Below are 18,332 nucleotides of genomic sequence, written 5' to 3'. Positions count from 1 at the left end.
ATTATCTAGTTTTGAGAGAACGAACTTCTTTCAATTAAATAGTCTGGTAATTTTGGCGAGAAGGTCACACCCGTTCCCATACCGAACACGGAAGTTAAGCTTCTCAGCGCCGATGGTAGTTGGGACTTTGTCCCTGTGAGAGTAGGACGTTGCCAGGCTAGGCCCCATTTGGGGCTATTATTTTGTCAATTTTAGTATTTGGCCCCTTGGTCAAGCGGTTAAGACACCTCCCTTTCACGGAGGTAACACGGGTTCGAGTCCCGTAGGGGTCACCATAGTTTTTTAAATTTGGAGGATTAGCTCAGCTGGGAGAGCATCTGCCTTACAAGCAGAGGGTCGGCGGTTCGATCCCGTTAATCAGAGGGTCGAAGGTTCGAGTCCTTCATGGCTCACCATAGTTTTACGTAAGCAACATAACTTTCATTATTGCGGGTGTGGCGGAATTGGCAGACGCACCAGACTTAGGATCTGGCGCCGCAAGGCGTGGGGGTTTGACTCCCTTCACCCGCATCAAAGTTTTACAATAACAATATAACATATAATAATGCGCCCGTAGCTCAATTGGATAGAGCGTCTGACTACGGATCAGAAGGTTATGGGTTCGACTCCTTTCGGGCGCGCCATTATTTATCGGGAAGTAGCTCAGCTTGGTAGAGCACTTGGTTTGGGACCAAGGGGTCGCAGGTTCGAATCCTGTCTTCCCGACCATATTTATTGTTAGTAATCATATTATTAAGGCTCAGTAGCTCAGTCGGTAGAGCACGATTGAATAAGCTGCATAGAAAAGCATCAGCGTACCCATCGAGCTGCTGCTTGAGCAAGCTTTCTGAGATGGGGACGAAGGACTTACCACAAATTTAATTGCGGGTAATTATGTTAATATGGCTCAGTAGCTCAGTCGGTAGAGCAAAGGACTGAAAATCCTTGTGTCGGCGGTTCGATTCCGTCCTGAGCCACTTTTCAGTGAACGATTGATTTTTTATGGAGGGGTAGCGAAGTGGCTAAACGCGGCGGACTGTAAATCCGCTCCCTCAGGGTTCGGCGGTTCGAATCCGTCCCCCTCCACCATAATGGCGGCTGTGGCGAAGTGGTTAACGCATCGGATTGTGGTTCCGACATTCGTGGGTTCGATTCCCATCAGCCGCCCCATATAAATATATTGCGGGTGTAGTTTACTGGTAAAACCTCAGCCTTCCAAGCTGATGTAGTGGGTTCGATTCCCATCACCCGCTTCCAATATGGGCCTATAGCTCAGCTGGTTAGAGCGCACGCCTGATAAGCGTGAGGTCGATGGTTCGAGTCCATTTAGGCCCACCTTAGTTTTTCATGAAAAGCAAAAATGGCATACCATTATTCCGCAGTAGCTCAGTGGTAGAGCTATCGGCTGTTAACCGATCGGTCGTAGGTTCGAGTCCTACCTGCGGAGCCTTCTTCTCTAATACATATCATGCGCCTTTAGCTCAGCTGGATAGAGCATACGCCTTCTAAGCGTACGGTCAGAGGTTCGAATCCTCTAAGGCGCGTCCTTAAATAGGGCGCTAAAGCCCGTCAAATCAACCTTCTAGAACGTCAAATGAAACGGTCAGTGCATCGGTCAAATGCCGAAATACACTCGATATTTCATTAACGTTCTAGGAGGTTTTTTACATGGCGAAAAAGAAAAGCGTTTTTACGGTTAAGGAAGACTTGAACAATCTCTTTAATGAGCCTTCTGCACCGAGCAAATCGAATTCTGAACGACTACCCATTGATAATGCACTAACGACTATTACTCGCCAAATGGAGGTCAGTGGTAACCGTCCACGAACGATAAGCGACTACTCTATTTATGTAAATCATTTTAAGGACACGACCGGACTTGCTTATTTAAGTGACATTACTGCGGAACGAATTTACAATTGGCTGTCACTTATGGATGTTAGCAATCAAACTAAATTAATACGTCTAAAGTGTTTAAAGGCATTCTTGTCCCGTTGTTTTTATAATGGTTGGCTGGTGAGGCAGTTTTGGAAAACCATCACTATCCGAGTTGATAGTAACGTTAAGGAAGGGGCCACAGAACATGAAATTCGAACGTTATTGTCTTTGTTAGACTTAGGCGACTTTGTCCAATTACAAGATGCTACAGCTACTCTGTTAATGTTTAAAACGGGTATTCGTATTAATACAATTATTTACCTGGAAAATAGGCATATTGACATTACAAATAAATTACTGAAGCTTGATGGGGCTATTATGAAGAATCACGATCAGTTACTGTTGCCATTCGATGATACACTGCACCGTTTACTAACCGTTCTAGTACGCCAGAATGATGCCATTAGACAAGAATACGGTGTACACAATAATTACGTATTTATCACGAAACAAGGTGGAGTCATATCCAATAGTCCAACGCATAACAACATTCAGAAGCGGTTAAATAAGTATTCTAAGGAATTTGGATTGCGTAATATTAATCCGCATGCTCTAAGACGTGGGTTTGCTAAGTCACTACTGATTAAGGGGGCTAATATTGCAGAAATATCAAAAGCACTAGGTCACAGCAACCTTGCAGTAACAACTCAGTACTTACACCTGGATAAAGAAGAAGTAGCGGAGAACCTACGGAAATACCTATAGTATCAATGCGACGTAACCTTAACGGGTGGCGTTTTTTTTCTTATTAAGCTAACGGGGCAGGTTAGTAGAAGAGGAAAAGGTATAATTTTGTAAAAATTAGCAGAAATTAAAACTAAACTGTTTAATAAGGGTGTTACTATGCGTGTTGTTCTGTGCCTAACCTTTGTAATTTGTTGTTGGAAATTTGGAGATATAAAAAATTGGAGAAAATATTACCCTACAATTTTATACTTGATAGTAAATAATTTATTATATGGCTTCTTTGTTAGCGAAAAAAAGTATTTTCTATGGAAGTTGGAACCTGATTTTTTATTAAACACTACCTTTTCAGTTTTAGTCCAAACTTTCATTATTTTTCCATGTGTTGTAATTCTGTTTTTGACTTATTTACCTAAGTCTTCAAAGAAAGTAATAATATATTTATTAATATCGGGATCAATTCTTGTTGTAATTGAAACCATAATGTATATTTCTGAAAAAATTACATATCATAACGGTTGGAATTATTGGTGGTCAATAGCTTTTAATTTCTTATGGGTTATTATGTTAAGATTTCATTACCTGAAGCCTATTCCTGCTTGGGTTGTTTCGTTTTTATTTACTGCAATTTTTATTATTTACTTTCATGTTCCATTGTCTTAACACTAAACGTTTCCTTATTCAATTAAAGAGTAGCTTTAGTTGAAGAAGCCAAAGGACCTAAATGGTCCTTTTTATATTTGGTAATAAAATACGAATTTCATTTATTGTATTGGAAATACTATCTGTCGAGGTGAAATAAATGAGCAGATTTAAAGTTGTGTTTGAGAATACAATCCAAAGTGGTGGGTTTTCATTGGAGCAATATTTGATAACATTACATCAAGAAAAAGATATGTTGGATTCATTTGATGGTCATGATGATTACGAGTTGGACATGAGGTTATTTGAAGGGGAGATTCAGAAAGTTAACCGATTGTTGGAGAGCTAAGGCTCTCTTTTTTATTTATAAAATAAAGATTTTATTTTCTTCTTCACTAACTGGCTGGATAGTTATAGAAGAAATAGAAATAATTTGGTTTATTAAGGGGAATATTAAAAAAGATTTTATGGATGCGAGGGATGTATGTGAATTCCTAATTAAAGAGGAGAAAAGTAATGGATAGTTTTCAAAAATTAGAAAAGACCTATGCCTACCTCAGAAAATTGTGGCTCGAATACTGGACTCAAGAAGTGGTTTTTACATATCAATGGTGGTTTGAAATTTTTATTGTTATTTTTCCATTGTTTTTATGGTGGAGATTTGTTGATAAAACTCGGTTAAAAGAAATAAGTATGGTAGGGCTGATTTCAGCAGGAATTGCTTTCATTTTGGATCAAATTGGTACATCCCTAGGTTTTTGGATATATCCATATACTTTAACACCATTAGAAAGAGATGAATTTACACCTGCTGATTTATCTATTATTCCCTTTATTTACTCGATGATTTATCAGAGATTCCCAACATGGAAAAAATACATATTAGCAACTATAGCCTATGCGGTTTTGACTTCATATATAGGAGAAAGTATCTTTCAATGGCTTGGAATATACAAAATAATTAAATGGAATCACTTATACTCCGTTCCGTTTTATATTTTAATTGGAGTATTTTTAAAAGTGGTTCTTCAAAAAATTAATTCAATTGAGTCACAATTCAAAGGAAAAGAATAAGTGCTTACTTATTTTACTAACGGGTGCTTTCCTTAAGTATTAATCCAAGCAAGGAGACGTGTATGAAAGAAGAAATTATTGCTGAATTAGGCAAATTAGTGGGATTAAAATTACAGGATGCAGGAAGAGCATCTAACCTATTTTGGCTGGGTTTTGGGGATATGATTCCAATCATTCGGAGAGGAAAAACCCAAGTATCAGCAGAATACGCACTTCATATTCAATGTTCTTGGAGAATTACCTTAAATAATAAAATAGTTGTAGCATCACGGGATTTCTATTCTCCAAGCCCCGAATGGAGTGGAGACATTGAGGACTTCGATTGGGATATGCTAGGTATTAATAGATTTGATGAACGAATTAAAACTTTTATAAAGAATAAAGGACGATTAAAGGTAAAGGACATTGAATCTGTTGATATTGGTGGATTAAAGGTCTTTTTATCAGATGGTTACAAACTAGAAGCATTTCCAGATAGCTCGGAAGATGATGATCAAGGCGAACACTGGAGGTTCTTTAACCGAAAAGTTAATAGTCCTCATTTTGTTGTTTCTGGAATGGGAATTAAAAAGGTTTAAAGTTTAACTTTGTGAAGAGATACACTTAAAGTAACGGGTGTTTGAGTTAAAGATTGGGATGGCTGCGGCGATCCCTTTTTTTATTGAACTAACTGGCAGTTTAGTTCAATAACAACAGGAATTTCCTTTGAAGAGAACTATTAACGTATTAACTTAAATTTTAATTATGAACCTTATTAATTCCATTATGGAATTAAAAGGGTGGTTATTATTTATTAGAACTATAAAATCTTAAATGGCAAGATTAATTTATTGAAAATTACAATAAATAGAGGGGAGGGAATCATGTTTGGATACAAAAATAGCTCGCAATCGTGCTAAATTATCTGGAAAGTTAACAAATGTATTAGATTCTAGAACATTAACAAACTCTCACAAAAGGCTTGCAGAAATTATTACGGAAGGAATGGCAATTCTTGATGTTGGATGTGGTACAGGGGCAATTACTAGAGGCATAGCAGAAGCTGTTGGTCCAAATGGACGTGTAGTAGGAATCGACAGTAATCCAGCCTTAATTGAAAAAGCACGTCAATCATATGGCGAAATACCAGGATTATCATTTGAAACAGGTGACATTTATAATCTTCCTTATGAACAACAGTTTGACATTGTTACCTGTTCACGGGTTTTAATATGGTTATCCGACCCATTAAAAGGATTGAAAATGATGACATATGCTGCAAAAATTGGAGGTCGCATTTTAATTGCGGATTATAACCATGATAAGATTTTATGGAATCCCCTGCCACCTTCGAGTATGCTCAGCTTTTACGCTGCCTACTTGAAATGGCGTGCAGAAGCAGGTATGGATAATACAATTGCAGATAACCTTCCTAGTCTTTTTCGAAAAGTTGGTATAGAAGATATTACTATAACCCCCATTCATGAGGTAACAAACAGTAGGGATCCTGATTTTCAAACTCGCATTGGGATTTGGGCAGATGCTGCTTCAAGCAGAGGAGTTCAAATGGCGAGAGACGGTTTTATTTGTGAACAGGGTTATGTGAGTGCTGAAAACGATTATCGAGAATGGATGATGCGTGATGCTGAATCTTTAACGATGTATATGTTAGCAGTAGAAGGAGTAAGGATCTGTTAAAGCCTCACTCAAAATTACAGATTATACTATGTTGTTAATCAACTAACGAGGGCGATTGTTCAATAAAAGCAATCGCTTTTTTACCCTTCCTTGCATCTTATAGTATTAGATTTGAGGTAGGAGGTAGAATAAATGTGGTTGCAGCAAAAACGGTAAATACAAAAAAGATAAAAACAAGAAATATAAAAGCAAAAGAGGAAAAAATGTAAATGAAATTAACATTAACATAAACATTAACATAAACATTGATCCCCCAGCAGATCCTCCTTCAAGTTCTCCGACACAATGTTGTCTCTATAGTACAGAGACAGAACCTCGTAGATTTGTAGCTAGATGTACTCCAACTGGTAGAGAGTGTGCACCGACAGTCCAACAAGGGGGAGAAACATTTTTCTTGGATACAATTATTACTAATATTAACTGTGGAGAATGCCAAAGAATTGCTAGGGAAGCGAACCAACTATAGGATATATTGTGGTTACTGAATAGTTCAAATTTAGGGCAAGTCCTTATTCAAAAATGGACTTGCTTTTTATATATGAAAACTTCCTTAGCGTTGTAAATTCGCATTAAATTTTATTGCAAAGTCTTTGATTTCTCTATCAAAGACTTTGTTCTTTATAATGATAAAAGATTGAAATATTGTACTTAAAACTAAAGGATGCGTTTGTTAAACAAGGTTGCTGGGGCAGCCTTCTTTTTTGCATCATGTTTCCAATGTCAGTGTGACCCCAAAAAACTACTTTCATTCTCTGTGTGCAGCGAAGATTTTTCTGCGGCATGATAGCTAACGGATGGATTTGTAGAATTAGTATGAGTTCCTCATGTAAGTTGCGTTTACAATCACGCCGGTACAGTGCCATTTAGCGAAGCTTGTTTTTTTTTTTGTAAAATTGACTTTACTTAATGTAAAGTTTATATTACATTATGAATAACAAGTTTTACCAAATGTAAAATAGAAAATACAAGGGGGAAACCATGACATATCAAGAAAAGAAAAGCATCATATCACTAATCAGTACGATTCTCATTTTTGGTACTTATTCCTTATACATGTACCCGCAGCACCCTGAGGGTGAGCTTATCTCGCTTTCCACCTTTCGCTTTTGGGGTTTATTTGTCCTCAACCTGATGTTGTTTTCTATAGTGGCACACATCATTATCAGCACTTTATTTAATATCGTCTTTAGAGTTACAACTGGTGAGAAGGAGCCAAAATTTGCGGATGAACTGGACAAATTAATTGAATTGAAAGCGAACCGAAATTCTTTTTTTATCTTCATCATCGGATTTCTACTAGCAATGGGATCGCTGGTCGTATATAAACCATCACAGGCGATGTTTATCATCCTGATCATTTCGGGATTTATTTCCGATGTGACTGGATCTGTGACAAAACTTTATCACTATCGGAAAGGAGTCTAATAATGGGTAAAAATCTTGTCGGCAATCATATCAGAAGATTACGATTCGACCATGACGAAATGACGCAGCAACAATTGGCTGACAAGGTAGGCGTAACAAGACAGACTATTGTGGCTCTTGAAAAAGGAAATTACTCCCCATCTCTAGAACTTGCCTTCCGCATTGCTCTCGCCTTTAACTTACCGTTGGAAGAGGTATTCTTTTATGGGGAAAACACAAAAAAGTAATTATTATGATCGTTTAATGCTGCACCGTTTTTGAACTTATGAAGAAATGGGGATAAAAAATGAATTCAAATAAAAAAGCAGCCAAAATTGTGGGGATATTTTTTATACTCGCAGCCGTTACGGCAGTCATTGGTCTAAACTTATACAATCCTATGCTAAAGGATCCTAATTATCTAATTAAGGGTTCGGAACACGCTAACCAGGTGATAATGGGAGCGATTATGGAGCTAATTCTGGTGGTTTCAGCGGTTGGTACTGCCACTACCATGTTTCCATTTTTAAGAAAGTATAATGAAACGATTGCTCTTTGGCATGTTTGTTTCAGATTTCTTGAAGCAATTATAATTACTGTTGGTGTAATAAGCGTACTGTCACTATTGACCTTAAGCAGGGAATATGCAGCAGCGGGTTTCCCGGATATCGCCTCTTATCAAGCCTCAGGCATTCTATTAAAAGCAGTACATGACTGGACATTTTTACTTGGTCCCAATTTCATGCTCGGCATCAATACCATGATGTATAGTTATATATTTTTTAAATCAAAGCTTGTTCCAAGGTTTATCCCCATCTTGGGTATGACAGGTGCAACTCTGGTATTTATTGCAGCCTTGTTAGAAATGTTTGGCGTTATTCAACAAGTTTCAGTTTGGGGTGCGATTTTGTCTGTGCCCGTTGCAGCTAATGAAATGATTCTAGCGGTATGGCTCATTGTTAAAGGTTTCAACGAATCGGAATTAGCTGCCATGTCTGCAAAAAAGAAAGGGGTCGGAAGCACGACTTTTGATACGAAAAAAGGTAGAACCGGTCATTGATAAAACTTTTAAGTTGAGTGAAGGTGAAGAAACTTTCAGGTATTTTGAACAAGAATACGATTAAGGAAAAATTATCAATACTGTTTCACAACCTTTAATTAATAATAATGAGGAGTAATAAGATTGGCGATACTTTCATGTGGTATCGCCTATTCTAATCAAGAGAATGTTTGTGAAAACTTGCACTTAAACTAAACCAGCTAATAGTTTGTCAATATTTTTCAATGAAAAATTAAATTTTCTCATGCTATACTAAAAAAAATAAACTCTTACATTGGATATTTGCCCTTTTAAAAAACAAAACAACTTTCCAAGATATAGCTTAGAGCCTAAATCTAACTAAATAAAACAAAACCTTCCAAAAGCAGAATAACAGAAGGTTATTTGGCATGCACGTCTTGGTATGTATATAAACATCATTCTTCAATACAAAGAGCACCTATCCAAGTTAGGGTCAGAGATAGATGCCCTCGCAAAAGAAGTTGAAGAATATAATATTATCAAATCTATCCCTGGTATCGGTGAAAAAATCGCTGCAACGATCATTTCAGAAATTGGGGAGATAGATCGATTTACTGATCCTAAAAAGCTCGTAGCTTTCGCTGGAGTTGATCCTAGTGTATTCGAATCTGGTAAGTTTACTGCCACCAAAAACCGAATCACTAAAAGAGGATCCAGCAGGCTTCGTCACGCCTTATATATGGCTGTACGTTGTTCTATTCGTGATTGTCGTAAGAGTAAAACAAGCGATGAAATCATTCCTCGTAATAAAAAATTACGAGAGTTCTATGATAAGAAACGTGAAGAAGGAAAACCTTTTAAAGTAGCTGTCATTGCTTGTGTCAAAATATGACTTTGATACAAAGTCTTTTCAAACGGATTTCGATTTGCGGCAGCTTTGAGTTGAATAGCTTTTTCATTAGCCCATCTGTATGAACGGCTTTTACATAATTGAGCGATTTTGTCAGATATGGTTTCAACACTTGCCTCTAATATATCTTCAGAAGAGGGAAACTCTGAAAGAGTTAACAGTGATACTACTGAATATAAGTCCCCAAAAACCCCTCTATATTCAGGAAAGACCTGTTCCAATATGGCTTGAAATTGTAGCTTTGTTTGGATTAATACCCCAGTTATATTCTCGTGCTGTCTTGTTAGATTTCGAAGGTTTAAAAGTTGAATTCCTCGCTTTTTATATGGCTCTAGATCCTCTTTATAAAACAGTTCGCAGAGAAGATAAGCATCAACCGCATCTGTCTTTACTTTCCGAAGACTTGAACTTTTAGCCTTATAAGAAATCAATGGATTAATAATAATCATTAAATATCCACGGTCCTCTAAGTATTGAACAACAGAGGAGTGATAATGTCCTGTTGCCTCTAAAACAACAGGTGGTTTCTTACCTGTTTCTCTCTTAACTTCCTCAAGAAAACCAACAAGTAAACTTAGACCTTCTAGAGTATGAGAAACTTTAAAACTCTTACGATATGGTTTGCCTTTATCTAAAAATGCTTGAACCTGACTTTCCCCTTTTGAAATATCCAGACCAATGACTGGATTCATTTTTAAATCCTCCTCCTAAACTAGTCATTTGCCAGTACCCCTAATTCCTCCATGCAGTGTCACAGCTTCGCTTGTTATACGAGATCTAAGTCCCAACCAGCCTCAATCATGTTTCTACAAGTAGGGGGCGAACCGTTTAGCTGACGGGGTCGAAGCCCCACGGGCAGTTACGTTCTACCCTGGCTACTGTTATAATAAGACCAAATAAAAAATGGTCAACCAGAAATATTTAGCATTCTGGCTAACCTTATAATACGAAAGGGGCAGTTTAGTTCAAGAAGAAATACGTAAATTATGGTAAAATTTTAAAAACTTAGATATGCGTTTTATATAGGGAGGGAGTATATATAGATATAGAAATTCATAGTGATTTCGCCAATGCAAATCTCGATGAAATGAAGGAAGTTTATGCTTCTGTTGGATGGACGAAGCATACAAATGAGATAATTAGACAAGTATTCGAAGCAAGTAATGTCATAGCATTGGTTAAAGTCAATGGTAGAATTATTGGGATTGGAAGAGGGATGACAGACGGCGTTAATAATGCTGCAATTTATGATGTAGTGGTTCATCGAGATTTTCAAAGGCAAGGAATAGCTAAAAAAGTTATGGAGTTTTTACTTGATAAGCTAAGTAATGTTTCTTGTGTACATTTAATATCAACAACTGGTAATGAAGGATTTTATCGAAAACTTGGATTAAAAAAGCTGAAAACTGGAATGGCAAGGTATTTAAATCGAAGTCTAAGTGATGAGTATTTAAAGTGATTTTACTTGCCAATAGTTGAACATCCAGCTGTCATTTCTGGCGGCTTTCTTCTTGTGCTAACGGGGCAGTTTACTTTAATAACCCTTTAAATTACAGGCAAAGTCCTCACCTTCAGAAAGGATGAGGATTTTTTTTCGTTTTTATCCCAAATGGATGTATTAATTATCCTTTAAGTCTAATTCAAAAATAAGTGAATCTCTATCAGGGTAATCATATTTAATCGGCAAATCTTTTTTAGCAATCTCCTTAAATCCAACCTTTTTGTAAAAACTGTGTGACCTAGTGGCTTTGGATGGAGTGTCCAAAAGCACCTTTGAGTACCTTTGTTTAGTCGCAAAATCAAGCAAGGCTTTATATAAACCTGTTCCTATTCCAAACTCTTTACCACGGTAACCTTTATAAACGAAAAATTTTTTTAGTACGGCAATCTCGTTTGTTTTCCTTTGCAAACCGATTGAGCCTACAACCTCACCGTTATCGTTTAATGCTACCCAAAAATTCCCTCCATCGTTTATATAATTTGATTGAATATCCAGAATATCTGGTTGTTCTTCCATACTAATGCCAACACTAAATTCAACATTTTGAACATACATTATTAAATTAATGACTTCTTCTTTATATCTCTCATCGTAAACCGTAATCATGTATTAACTCTCCTTCTTTTTTTCCTTTTCCTACTTAAACATTAACCTGTGACTTATCATTAGTAAAATTGAAATTTATGAAGTTATCCATTGATTTTTTTGATAATATAGATGTAAGAGTACAATAAAGTTGGTGAGATAATGGAAATACGCCATTTTGTTACGTTTAAAAAGGTCATTGAAATGGGGAGTTTCACAAAAGCAGCTGAACATTTAGGTTACACACAATCAACGATAACTTCACACATTCAGGCACTTGAGGAACATTTAGGTGGACCTCTGTTTGATCGGATGGGTAGAAAGGTAATATTGACTGATATTGGTAAGAAGTTGTTACACTATACTCAAGAGATATTAGAAACCTATGGTAAGATTGAAAACATTGCAATTGAAGAGAAGGATGTTCGAGGAGAGGTAAAAATAGCTGCACCTGAGTCTTTAACTGTATATCGTTTAGAGCCAATATTAAGGGAATATAGAAAAAAGTTTCCTCATGTAAACATCAGGTTAAGTAACGCAAATTGTGGAGATAACAAGAAAGCAATTCTTAATGGTAGTGCAGATATTGCATTTGTTATGTTGCCACAGTTTCAGGATTCAGATTTAATCGTCCATTCCTTATTGGACGAATCAATTGTCCTTATTGGAAGCCCTGACTGTGCATTGAACATTTTAGATATAAGCTACGAAAATCAAAAGATTAACGAGTGTTTGATTACCAATGAGAAAGAATGCAGCTACCGAAGAATATTTGAAGAATACCTTCGAGAAAGGGGCATCGAACCTTCCCACACAATGGAACTTTGGAGTATTGAGGCAATAAAGCGTTGTGTAATGAGTGGGCTTGGTATTTCTTATTTACCTTTAATGACTGTAGAGGATGAAATCCAAAGAGGAAGATTAAAGATTATTCCCTGCGATGGTGATTTTAAACAAATTTGCTATCAAGTTGCTTATCATAAAAACAAGTGGATTTCTCCAGCCTTATCAGCATTTATCAATATAACTTTGAAACATGCAAGGGACTGGTCATGTGTGGAGACTACTTGTTAAGTCGAGATTGTGAAGTTTTAAACTTAAACTAACGGGGGCTTTACTTGAATAAGAGCAACATAAGAATCCAAAACTAGGTGTGATAATTCATGAATGGCAAAAATGGTTTTGTTTACGTCTTCTTGCAAATACTTTTAAAAAATGTTAAACTTTAGAAGAATTATTTTTGTTCGGTGTAAAGGATAGTATAAGATTAACTTTTCGTCTTGATGATCACTGAGTGCAAGGATAGTAACACATTGTGTGTAAAGCACACAGCAGGAGGAAACAAAATGGAACAAGGTAAAGTAAAATGGTTTAACGCAGAAAAAGGATTCGGATTCATCGAGCGTGAAGGCGGAGAAGACGTATTCGTTCATTTCTCAGCTATCCAAGGCGAAGGTTTCAAATCTTTAGACGAAGGTCAAGCAGTTACTTTTGACGTTGAGCAAGGTCAACGTGGAGCTCAAGCGGCTAACGTGCGTAAAGCTTAATAATAAGAACAAACTAAAGCAGGCTCTTTATAGAGTCTGTTTTTTTTTATTTCTTCTTTTAAAAACAAGGAGCCCCACTCACGAATGAGTAGGGCACATGTAAACAAGTAAATCAAATGGTAAACAAAGTGTATCACATAATAACGAAATGTCCTAATTTGAATGGGAGGCTGAAAAGCTTACTCGTTTTATTTACTACTTTTATTGAACCTATCAAATGCCATGTGAAAAAGGGAACTTAACAAAATCAGGATACCCCCAGACACAAGCAGAAAATACAATTTTTTTATTTATTTTACTTCTCGGATGAATATTAATACACATTACGATAATAATTTGTCACCAGAGGGATAAAATCATGTCCACTTGTAACAGGTTCTTTTGTTTTTATACATAAAACCAGTTTATGTTAATGTCCCTATAATAATAGGGAAAAATAAAAGGAAACATTACATACTAGAAGGAGATAAGGATGACAGAACTATCGAGAAACAAACAGAAAAAATTATCAAAAACTAATGTTTTAAAACGTGTTATTGCTATTTTTATCGGGGCTGTTTTGATGGCGACAGGATTAGAGATTTTCCTTGTCCCGAACAATGTTATAGACGGGGGGATAACTGGTATATCCATTATGCTTTCCCATATTTCTGGATTACCTTTAGGATTATTTATTTTCATTCTCAACTTACCGTTTTTTTATTTAGGTTATAAGCAAATTGGAAAAACATTTGCGATATCATCAGTCTTCGGTATTATTGTTCTTTCTGTTTTCACATCGCTCTTTTATCCCATCCCAGCTTTTACAGATGACATTCTTCTAGCTACAATTTTTGGGGGAATAATTTTGGGAGTTGGGGTAGGATTGGTTATTCGTTATGGCGGAGCCTTGGACGGAACTGAAATACTTGCGATATTAATTAATAAAAAAGTACCTTTTTCTGTTGGTGAAATCATAATGTTTTTTAACCTTTTTATTTTAGGTGCAGCAGGATTTGTTTTCACATGGGATAGAGCAATGTACTCCATACTTGCCTATATAATTGCGTTTAAAACAATAGATGTAGTGGTTCTAGGTTTGGAACAATCAAAATCTGCATGGATTTTTAGCAATAAGAATAAAGAAATAGGAGATGCCATACTTGCTAGGTTGGGGCGTGGTGTAACCTACATGAATGGTGAAGGTGCATATTCAGGAGATGACACAAAGGTGATTTTTTGCGTCATAACACGTCTAGAAGAAGCAGAACTTAAGAATATCGTTGACGAAATTGATACGACTGCCTTTTTGGCTATAGCTGATATAGCAGAAGTAAGAGGTGGGAGAAATAAAAAGAAAGACATACATTAATTAGGCTGAGAATACTTTTCGATATATTTATTAGGTATAAGATATTTTGTATTTAAAGATATACATCAGCAACATGTTTGTGAATAAATGTACTTAAACTCCCTCAGTTTAATACATTTTTCTCTCGAATACTAGCTATCGGGGTGCTTTACTTTAATAAACGATGATCGTCTAAATGGCGGTCATTTTTTTATGATACCTATACAATGTTAAATTCTGTAATGAAACAAATAGTGGGAAGAGGAACGAATAAATATGGTCCAATTAATGGGCCACCCGATCACTAACCAAGGGAGCTTTATTGTAACGCCATGTGCCTGATGATAGAGTCTATGACTTGGAAGCCGGAACCTTGACGAATTATAACTACTGATCTTAAACGGTTCAATTTAAGGGTATCACTATGTCGAATAAATCTAGCAAACGTAACGTGCTAAAATCGTTGAGAAAACCAGTCGTATCAAGGGTCCGAGGCGTATAGGTCTTAAGAGAAAATATATGACGTACTAACCTTCAACTAACGGCTCGGTGATGTAACCAAAGCTTATCAGCTTCAGTAACATCAATAAATATAAACGTGTATATTATGTGAAGACTGCGCTAAGCAGGATTCAACTGAGCGTTAGCGAAGTTTATTACAAAGTATATTGATTGCTGTAGAGCAAGTTAATTACGTAGTATCTCTTTAATTGGTTGAACGTATACGTAATGTCTATGCGTCAAAATTAACGGCTTTGATCCAGAGAATTACATAAATTCACTAGAGTAATGAGCGTTAAGGATCGAAACCCTTATAATTGCTAGCTGTACAATGGAGTTTTTTTCTCCTTACTTTATTTTGGTAACAGTTAAATGATACCGAAAGTGTGCAGCTACAAACCGCTACTAATACTGATTTTCGATAAGCACACGTGGTTGGGGTACCGTATCACGAACAGTGGCCTTTGCTATATTGACATTTGCCTGGTGATAGATGGATGTTGACCTCATAAACTCTAAATCTTATCAAGCTAATAGGTGTACGAATGACCGCACAATATTGAAAGTAGCTGTTCCAAGCTTATCTTTGAAAGATAAACTTTAGAGTAATTTTAGTCGTGCTTTTAACCATTCCAAAAACAATTTATTCCAATTCAATATGATTATTAGAGGTATTTGTGGGGGGGGGTTGTCGAATTTAGCTTGAAAAGGATTTTTATTCAAGGAGGATTTTGTTAATGGTTTCTGGTAGTACTAAATATGTTAACAGTAAAAAAGGATATGGATTTGCTGAAACAAAAGAAGGGTTAAATGTTTTTATTCATATTTCCAATATGGAAACTACTAGTAGAAAAGAAGTGAAAATTGGAGAAAAGGTAAAATTTAATATTGTAGAAACAGATAGAGGTTTAATGGCAACCAATGTTCAAAAAGAGGTGATAGAAAAAGAATTAATTACCCCAGATAACTCTTTTCCTGGATTGAGTAGTGGAATTAAACTGAGTCATTTTACTCAACATGAACGAAAGATTATTGAGAGATTAGGTAAAGAATTCTACGTAACAAATGGTGGAGGAGAAATTAATATTGCAAAAAGCAAGTACAGGTATTTTCTGGTAAAACCTGTAGGGGTATATCAAGAGCTGTTTAATACTAGAAGAGAAATAATTGTCGTCTTTAGTCCCTATGATCAATATGAACCAAGAACTCTTGATGCTATCGATAATATAGCAAAGAAATACCAAAGGTTTCGTCTAGATAGAATTTGTTCCATAGTAATTAGTGGTGATGAAGAAATAGAACGTAAATTAAAGGATGATTTGAAAAGGGATACAGAAATACAAATTGTAATTCCTTTCTCCTACCAAGAGTTAAGGACGAACCATTCCCCAATGCTTATACAAAATAGATTTAGGGCATATTTTTTATGAGAGAGATTTGTTTGCGTTTGAAGCACCACTTAAAAAGGACCTGTATTTCTTTGGAAGATGGGATTTAGTTCATACATTAGTAAATAGGTATTTTTCAGGTGAGATATCAGCAATTTTTGGGTTACGTAAAACAGGAAAAACTTCTATACTTTATGGCATAGATAGAGTTATAGATAGAGAAGGTGGTGCGACAGTTTGGGTGGATTGTCAAAGGTTGCACTTTAAGAGATGGAATACAGCCCTATTTTATATAATTAGGGAATTAAATGAAAAATACAATATACCCATAAATTATAGCGAATCAGAATATACAGAGGTTAAGGCACCAGACTTATTTGAAAAAGAAATAATGGAAAGCGTAAGGAAGTTACAAAGACCAATATTAATGTTTTTTGATGAAATAGAGAATATTACTTTTGATATTTCTATTTCTGAGCATTGGAAGATATCCGTTTAATATATTTTGTCGATGAAGCGGGAAAAGCCCGCTTGTATTCACGACACAATAACGAAATCACATCGAAATTCCCGGAACTTCACGACCTAGATATTCCGCCTGACACGGTTCTTGATGGGGAACTAATTGTAAGTGACATGCATGGTAAGCCCGACTTTGAAGCTGTAATGAGTCGGTTTATGAGTTCTAGGGATATCACACCGATTACTTTCGTCGCTTTTGACGTGATCCAGCACAAAGGTGAACGGATTACAAACTTACCGTTACTTGAACGAAAAGAAGTACAAGCGGAAATAGTAAAGAATGATACTTCCCTGATTGCCAAGACGCAGTTCATTGAAGGGCACGGTGAAGCTTATTTTGACGCAATTAAGGAGCAAGCCCTCAAAGGTATCGTATTAAAACGTAAGGACTCACGTTATGAAGTCGGTAAACGTTCAAATTCGTGGATGAAGGTAATTAACTATCAATACTCCGATGTTTTTATCGTTGGCTATCGTAAGCAGCCCAAGGAATTCGGTTTACTGTTGACCTTCGACGATGGCCGTTATGCTGGCGTAATGGAACTCGGTGTTCCTGCATCTGCACGAAGGATCGTTTATGGGAAGTCGCTAATCCGGGAAGAAAATGATTTTGCGTTTATTGAGCCTGTAAAGTGTCGTGTCAAATATCGTAATTTAACGAAGGCAGGATTATTACGTCTTCCAAGTTTTGTTGAGTGGATTTAACGTTCACTCCTTTTTATTACGTTAATATCATATTTCAGCGGCTTTTCTTCCATATATATACCGTGTTATAATGAAACGGTCGAAAGTTCGGCAAATGACCGTATCAGTGCCCGTTTCAAAATGCGTTCATATAGCGGTTTGACGTAGTAGCTCAGCTGGATAGAGCATACGCCTTCTAAGCGTACGGTCAGAGGTTCGAATCCTCTAAGGCGCGTAAAAACTAATAATGATCCAAACACCTGAGTACTAGTCCTACTCAGGTGTTTTTTTGCAAACTAGATGATAATCTAAGACTTAAATATAAAACATTTAAGGTAAAAAAGTGATTTTTAAAAGTTGATTATTAAAGATCTGATATTAGCTATTGTTGATTTTCGTGTAGGCATAAGAACTTATAAGCGGAGATATTCCGATTAACTGCTCTAAATAAGACAAAATCCAAAGATATGGATAATATAAACGGAAAAAGTCCCTTTATTATTAAGGAAATATGGGTATTTCCCACTTTAAACGGAATTTTTTCGTTTATTTTTCAAACACAGTGAAATCAGCATCCAGTTATAGCAGCGCCAAATGAATAAGGAATACCTTTTTCATTTAATAAATATGGTTGACACCAGGTTGCATTGATGATATTATATAAAAGTTGCCAGCAAAACTATTAAACTTTTAAACTAAAAGATAGAAATAGTTGTTGACAACATTAAGGATAACTGATAAGATATAAAAGCTGTCTCTTTGAAATTGTTCTTTGAAAACTAAACAAACAAAAACGTCAACAAACAATAAATTATCATGTTTCTTCTATTATATAGGATGAACATGAGCCAACGTAACAAAATGAGCTGAATCAACTTTCATGGAGAGTTTGATCCTGGCTCAGGACGAACGCTGGCGGCGTGCCTAATACATGCAAGTCGAGCG

At 36.2% G+C, this 18,332-nt stretch carries 17 protein-coding genes, 13 tRNA genes, 2 rRNA genes and 2 pseudogenes; 32 read left to right on the top strand and 2 right to left on the bottom strand.

Annotation, left to right across the window (positions count from 1 at the left end; translation table 11 throughout):
* Positions 1–42 precede the first annotated feature (42 nt).
* The 23 genes and pseudogenes from rrf to J7E81_RS24445 form a co-directional block, all read left to right on the top strand.
* Positions 43–158 (top strand): 5S ribosomal RNA (rrf, locus tag J7E81_RS24550).
* 42 nt (positions 159–200) lie between these two features.
* Positions 201–275: transfer RNA gene (locus J7E81_RS24545), tRNA-Glu, on the top strand.
* Positions 276–291: 16 nt separating this feature from the next.
* A tRNA-Val gene (locus J7E81_RS24540) sits at positions 292–395 on the top strand.
* Between the two features lie 33 nt (positions 396–428).
* Positions 429–510: transfer RNA gene (locus J7E81_RS24535), tRNA-Leu, on the top strand.
* Positions 511–546: 36 nt separating this feature from the next.
* Positions 547–623, top strand: a tRNA-Arg gene (locus tag J7E81_RS24530).
* Between the two features lie 8 nt (positions 624–631).
* Positions 632–708 (top strand) — tRNA-Pro (locus J7E81_RS24525).
* Between the two features lie 175 nt (positions 709–883).
* A tRNA-Phe gene (locus J7E81_RS24520) sits at positions 884–956 on the top strand.
* A gap of 27 nt (positions 957–983) precedes the next feature.
* A tRNA-Tyr gene (locus J7E81_RS24515) sits at positions 984–1,068 on the top strand.
* A gap of 5 nt (positions 1,069–1,073) precedes the next feature.
* Positions 1,074–1,149, top strand: a tRNA-His gene (locus J7E81_RS24510).
* A 12-nt stretch (positions 1,150–1,161) separates the two neighbouring features.
* Positions 1,162–1,232, top strand: a tRNA-Gly gene (locus tag J7E81_RS24505).
* A gap of 8 nt (positions 1,233–1,240) precedes the next feature.
* Positions 1,241–1,314, top strand: a tRNA-Ile gene (locus J7E81_RS24500).
* A gap of 40 nt (positions 1,315–1,354) precedes the next feature.
* Positions 1,355–1,426 (top strand) — tRNA-Asn (locus J7E81_RS24495).
* 23 nt (positions 1,427–1,449) lie between these two features.
* Positions 1,450–1,523, top strand: a tRNA-Arg gene (locus J7E81_RS24490).
* Between the two features lie 124 nt (positions 1,524–1,647).
* Positions 1,648–2,622, top strand: coding sequence for a tyrosine-type recombinase/integrase (locus J7E81_RS24485; protein WP_215046440.1), 975 nt, complete (start codon positions 1,648–1,650; stop codon positions 2,620–2,622).
* A 138-nt stretch (positions 2,623–2,760) separates the two neighbouring features.
* On the top strand, positions 2,761–3,264 hold the full coding sequence (locus tag J7E81_RS31400; protein WP_374104091.1) for a CBO0543 family protein: 504 nt from the start codon (positions 2,761–2,763) through the stop codon (positions 3,262–3,264).
* Between the two features lie 139 nt (positions 3,265–3,403).
* On the top strand, positions 3,404–3,592 hold the full coding sequence (locus tag J7E81_RS24480; protein WP_088087141.1) for a hypothetical protein: 189 nt from the start codon (positions 3,404–3,406) through the stop codon (positions 3,590–3,592).
* A 167-nt stretch (positions 3,593–3,759) separates the two neighbouring features.
* Entirely contained in the window at positions 3,760–4,317 is a 558-nt protein-coding gene (locus J7E81_RS24475) for a CBO0543 family protein (protein WP_215046438.1), read from the top strand.
* 62 nt (positions 4,318–4,379) lie between these two features.
* Positions 4,380–4,895 (top strand): hypothetical protein, encoded by a 516-nt coding sequence (locus J7E81_RS24470; RefSeq protein WP_215046436.1) that lies wholly within the window; start codon positions 4,380–4,382, stop codon positions 4,893–4,895.
* A gap of 289 nt (positions 4,896–5,184) precedes the next feature.
* Positions 5,185–5,994, top strand: coding sequence for a class I SAM-dependent methyltransferase (locus J7E81_RS24465; protein ID WP_215046434.1), 810 nt, complete (start codon positions 5,185–5,187; stop codon positions 5,992–5,994).
* A 978-nt stretch (positions 5,995–6,972) separates the two neighbouring features.
* On the top strand, positions 6,973–7,419 hold the full coding sequence (locus tag J7E81_RS24460; protein WP_215046432.1) for a hypothetical protein: 447 nt from the start codon (positions 6,973–6,975) through the stop codon (positions 7,417–7,419).
* 2 nt (positions 7,420–7,421) lie between these two features.
* Entirely contained in the window at positions 7,422–7,646 is a 225-nt protein-coding gene (locus J7E81_RS24455; protein ID WP_215046430.1) for a helix-turn-helix transcriptional regulator, read from the top strand.
* Positions 7,647–7,705: 59 nt separating this feature from the next.
* A complete protein-coding gene (locus J7E81_RS24450) occupies positions 7,706–8,458 on the top strand; it encodes a DUF4386 domain-containing protein (protein WP_215046428.1) in 753 nt (250 codons plus the stop codon).
* Between the two features lie 397 nt (positions 8,459–8,855).
* Positions 8,856–9,311 (top strand): annotated as a pseudogene (locus tag J7E81_RS24445) (transposase); the annotation flags it as partial.
* On the opposite strand, the pseudogene J7E81_RS24440 reads toward J7E81_RS24445, so the two are convergent.
* Positions 9,290–10,021 (bottom strand): annotated as a pseudogene (locus J7E81_RS24440) (IS110 family transposase); the annotation flags it as partial. The pseudogenes J7E81_RS24445 and J7E81_RS24440 overlap by 22 nt on opposite strands.
* 347 nt (positions 10,022–10,368) lie before the next feature.
* On the opposite strand from J7E81_RS24440, the gene J7E81_RS24435 reads away from it, so the two are divergent.
* On the top strand, positions 10,369–10,788 hold the full coding sequence (locus tag J7E81_RS24435) for a GNAT family N-acetyltransferase (protein WP_374104092.1): 420 nt from the start codon (positions 10,369–10,371) through the stop codon (positions 10,786–10,788).
* 159 nt (positions 10,789–10,947) lie between these two features.
* Here the strand turns inward: J7E81_RS24435 and J7E81_RS24430 are convergent, their stop codons facing one another.
* A complete protein-coding gene (locus tag J7E81_RS24430; RefSeq protein WP_215046425.1) occupies positions 10,948–11,436 on the bottom strand; it encodes a GNAT family N-acetyltransferase in 489 nt (162 codons plus the stop codon).
* A gap of 141 nt (positions 11,437–11,577) precedes the next feature.
* Between J7E81_RS24430 and J7E81_RS24425 the strand changes: the two genes are divergently transcribed.
* From J7E81_RS24425 to J7E81_RS24395, 8 genes are all read left to right on the top strand, one after another.
* A complete protein-coding gene (locus J7E81_RS24425; RefSeq protein WP_251028858.1) occupies positions 11,578–12,489 on the top strand; it encodes a LysR family transcriptional regulator in 912 nt (303 codons plus the stop codon).
* Positions 12,490–12,761: 272 nt separating this feature from the next.
* Complete coding sequence (locus tag J7E81_RS24420; protein ID WP_027322891.1) at positions 12,762–12,962, top strand: cold-shock protein; 201 nt, start codon at positions 12,762–12,764, stop codon at positions 12,960–12,962.
* Positions 12,963–13,434: 472 nt separating this feature from the next.
* Complete coding sequence (locus J7E81_RS24415) at positions 13,435–14,313, top strand: YitT family protein (protein WP_215046423.1); 879 nt, start codon at positions 13,435–13,437, stop codon at positions 14,311–14,313.
* 1,217 nt (positions 14,314–15,530) lie between these two features.
* Positions 15,531–16,223 (top strand): cold-shock protein, encoded by a 693-nt coding sequence (locus tag J7E81_RS24410; RefSeq protein WP_215046422.1) that lies wholly within the window; start codon positions 15,531–15,533, stop codon positions 16,221–16,223.
* Positions 16,224–16,230: 7 nt separating this feature from the next.
* On the top strand, positions 16,231–16,680 hold the full coding sequence (locus J7E81_RS30690) for an ATP-binding protein (protein WP_251028857.1): 450 nt from the start codon (positions 16,231–16,233) through the stop codon (positions 16,678–16,680).
* Complete coding sequence (locus tag J7E81_RS24405) at positions 16,662–17,408, top strand: ATP-dependent DNA ligase (protein ID WP_374104089.1); 747 nt, start codon at positions 16,662–16,664, stop codon at positions 17,406–17,408. Before J7E81_RS30690 ends, J7E81_RS24405 begins: the two co-directional genes overlap by 19 nt.
* 148 nt (positions 17,409–17,556) lie before the next feature.
* Positions 17,557–17,619 (top strand) — tRNA-Arg (locus J7E81_RS24400).
* 645 nt (positions 17,620–18,264) lie between these two features.
* Positions 18,265–18,332 (top strand): 16S ribosomal RNA (locus J7E81_RS24395); the annotation flags it as partial.

Origin of the sequence: Bacillus sp. ISL-18, assembly GCF_018613415.1 — a bacterium.
Lineage (GTDB): Bacteria > Bacillota > Bacilli > Bacillales > Cytobacillaceae > Neobacillus.
The sequence above is the reverse complement of the archived record's forward strand: the minus strand, read 5'-3'. Positions and strand labels throughout refer to the sequence as shown.

Excerpts from the sequence above, each read along its gene's own strand:
- J7E81_RS24485 (WP_215046440.1), top strand. The coding sequence starts at position 1,648 with ATGGCGAAAAAGAAAAGCGTTTTTACGGTTAAGGAAGACTTGAACAAT.
- J7E81_RS31400 (WP_374104091.1), top strand. The coding sequence starts at position 2,761 with ATGCGTGTTGTTCTGTGCCTAACCTTTGTAATTTGTTGTTGGAAATTT.
- J7E81_RS24480 (WP_088087141.1), top strand. The coding sequence starts at position 3,404 with ATGAGCAGATTTAAAGTTGTGTTTGAGAATACAATCCAAAGTGGTGGG.
- J7E81_RS24475 (WP_215046438.1), top strand. The coding sequence starts at position 3,760 with ATGGATAGTTTTCAAAAATTAGAAAAGACCTATGCCTACCTCAGAAAA.
- J7E81_RS24470 (WP_215046436.1), top strand. The coding sequence starts at position 4,380 with ATGAAAGAAGAAATTATTGCTGAATTAGGCAAATTAGTGGGATTAAAA.
- J7E81_RS24460 (WP_215046432.1), top strand. The coding sequence starts at position 6,973 with ATGACATATCAAGAAAAGAAAAGCATCATATCACTAATCAGTACGATT.
- J7E81_RS24455 (WP_215046430.1), top strand. The coding sequence starts at position 7,422 with ATGGGTAAAAATCTTGTCGGCAATCATATCAGAAGATTACGATTCGAC.
- J7E81_RS24450 (WP_215046428.1), top strand. The coding sequence starts at position 7,706 with ATGAATTCAAATAAAAAAGCAGCCAAAATTGTGGGGATATTTTTTATA.
- J7E81_RS24430 (WP_215046425.1), bottom strand. The coding sequence starts at position 11,436 with ATGATTACGGTTTACGATGAGAGATATAAAGAAGAAGTCATTAATTTA.
- J7E81_RS24425 (WP_251028858.1), top strand. The coding sequence starts at position 11,578 with ATGGAAATACGCCATTTTGTTACGTTTAAAAAGGTCATTGAAATGGGG.
- J7E81_RS24420 (WP_027322891.1), top strand. The coding sequence starts at position 12,762 with ATGGAACAAGGTAAAGTAAAATGGTTTAACGCAGAAAAAGGATTCGGA.
- J7E81_RS24415 (WP_215046423.1), top strand. The coding sequence starts at position 13,435 with ATGACAGAACTATCGAGAAACAAACAGAAAAAATTATCAAAAACTAAT.
- J7E81_RS24410 (WP_215046422.1), top strand. The coding sequence starts at position 15,531 with ATGGTTTCTGGTAGTACTAAATATGTTAACAGTAAAAAAGGATATGGA.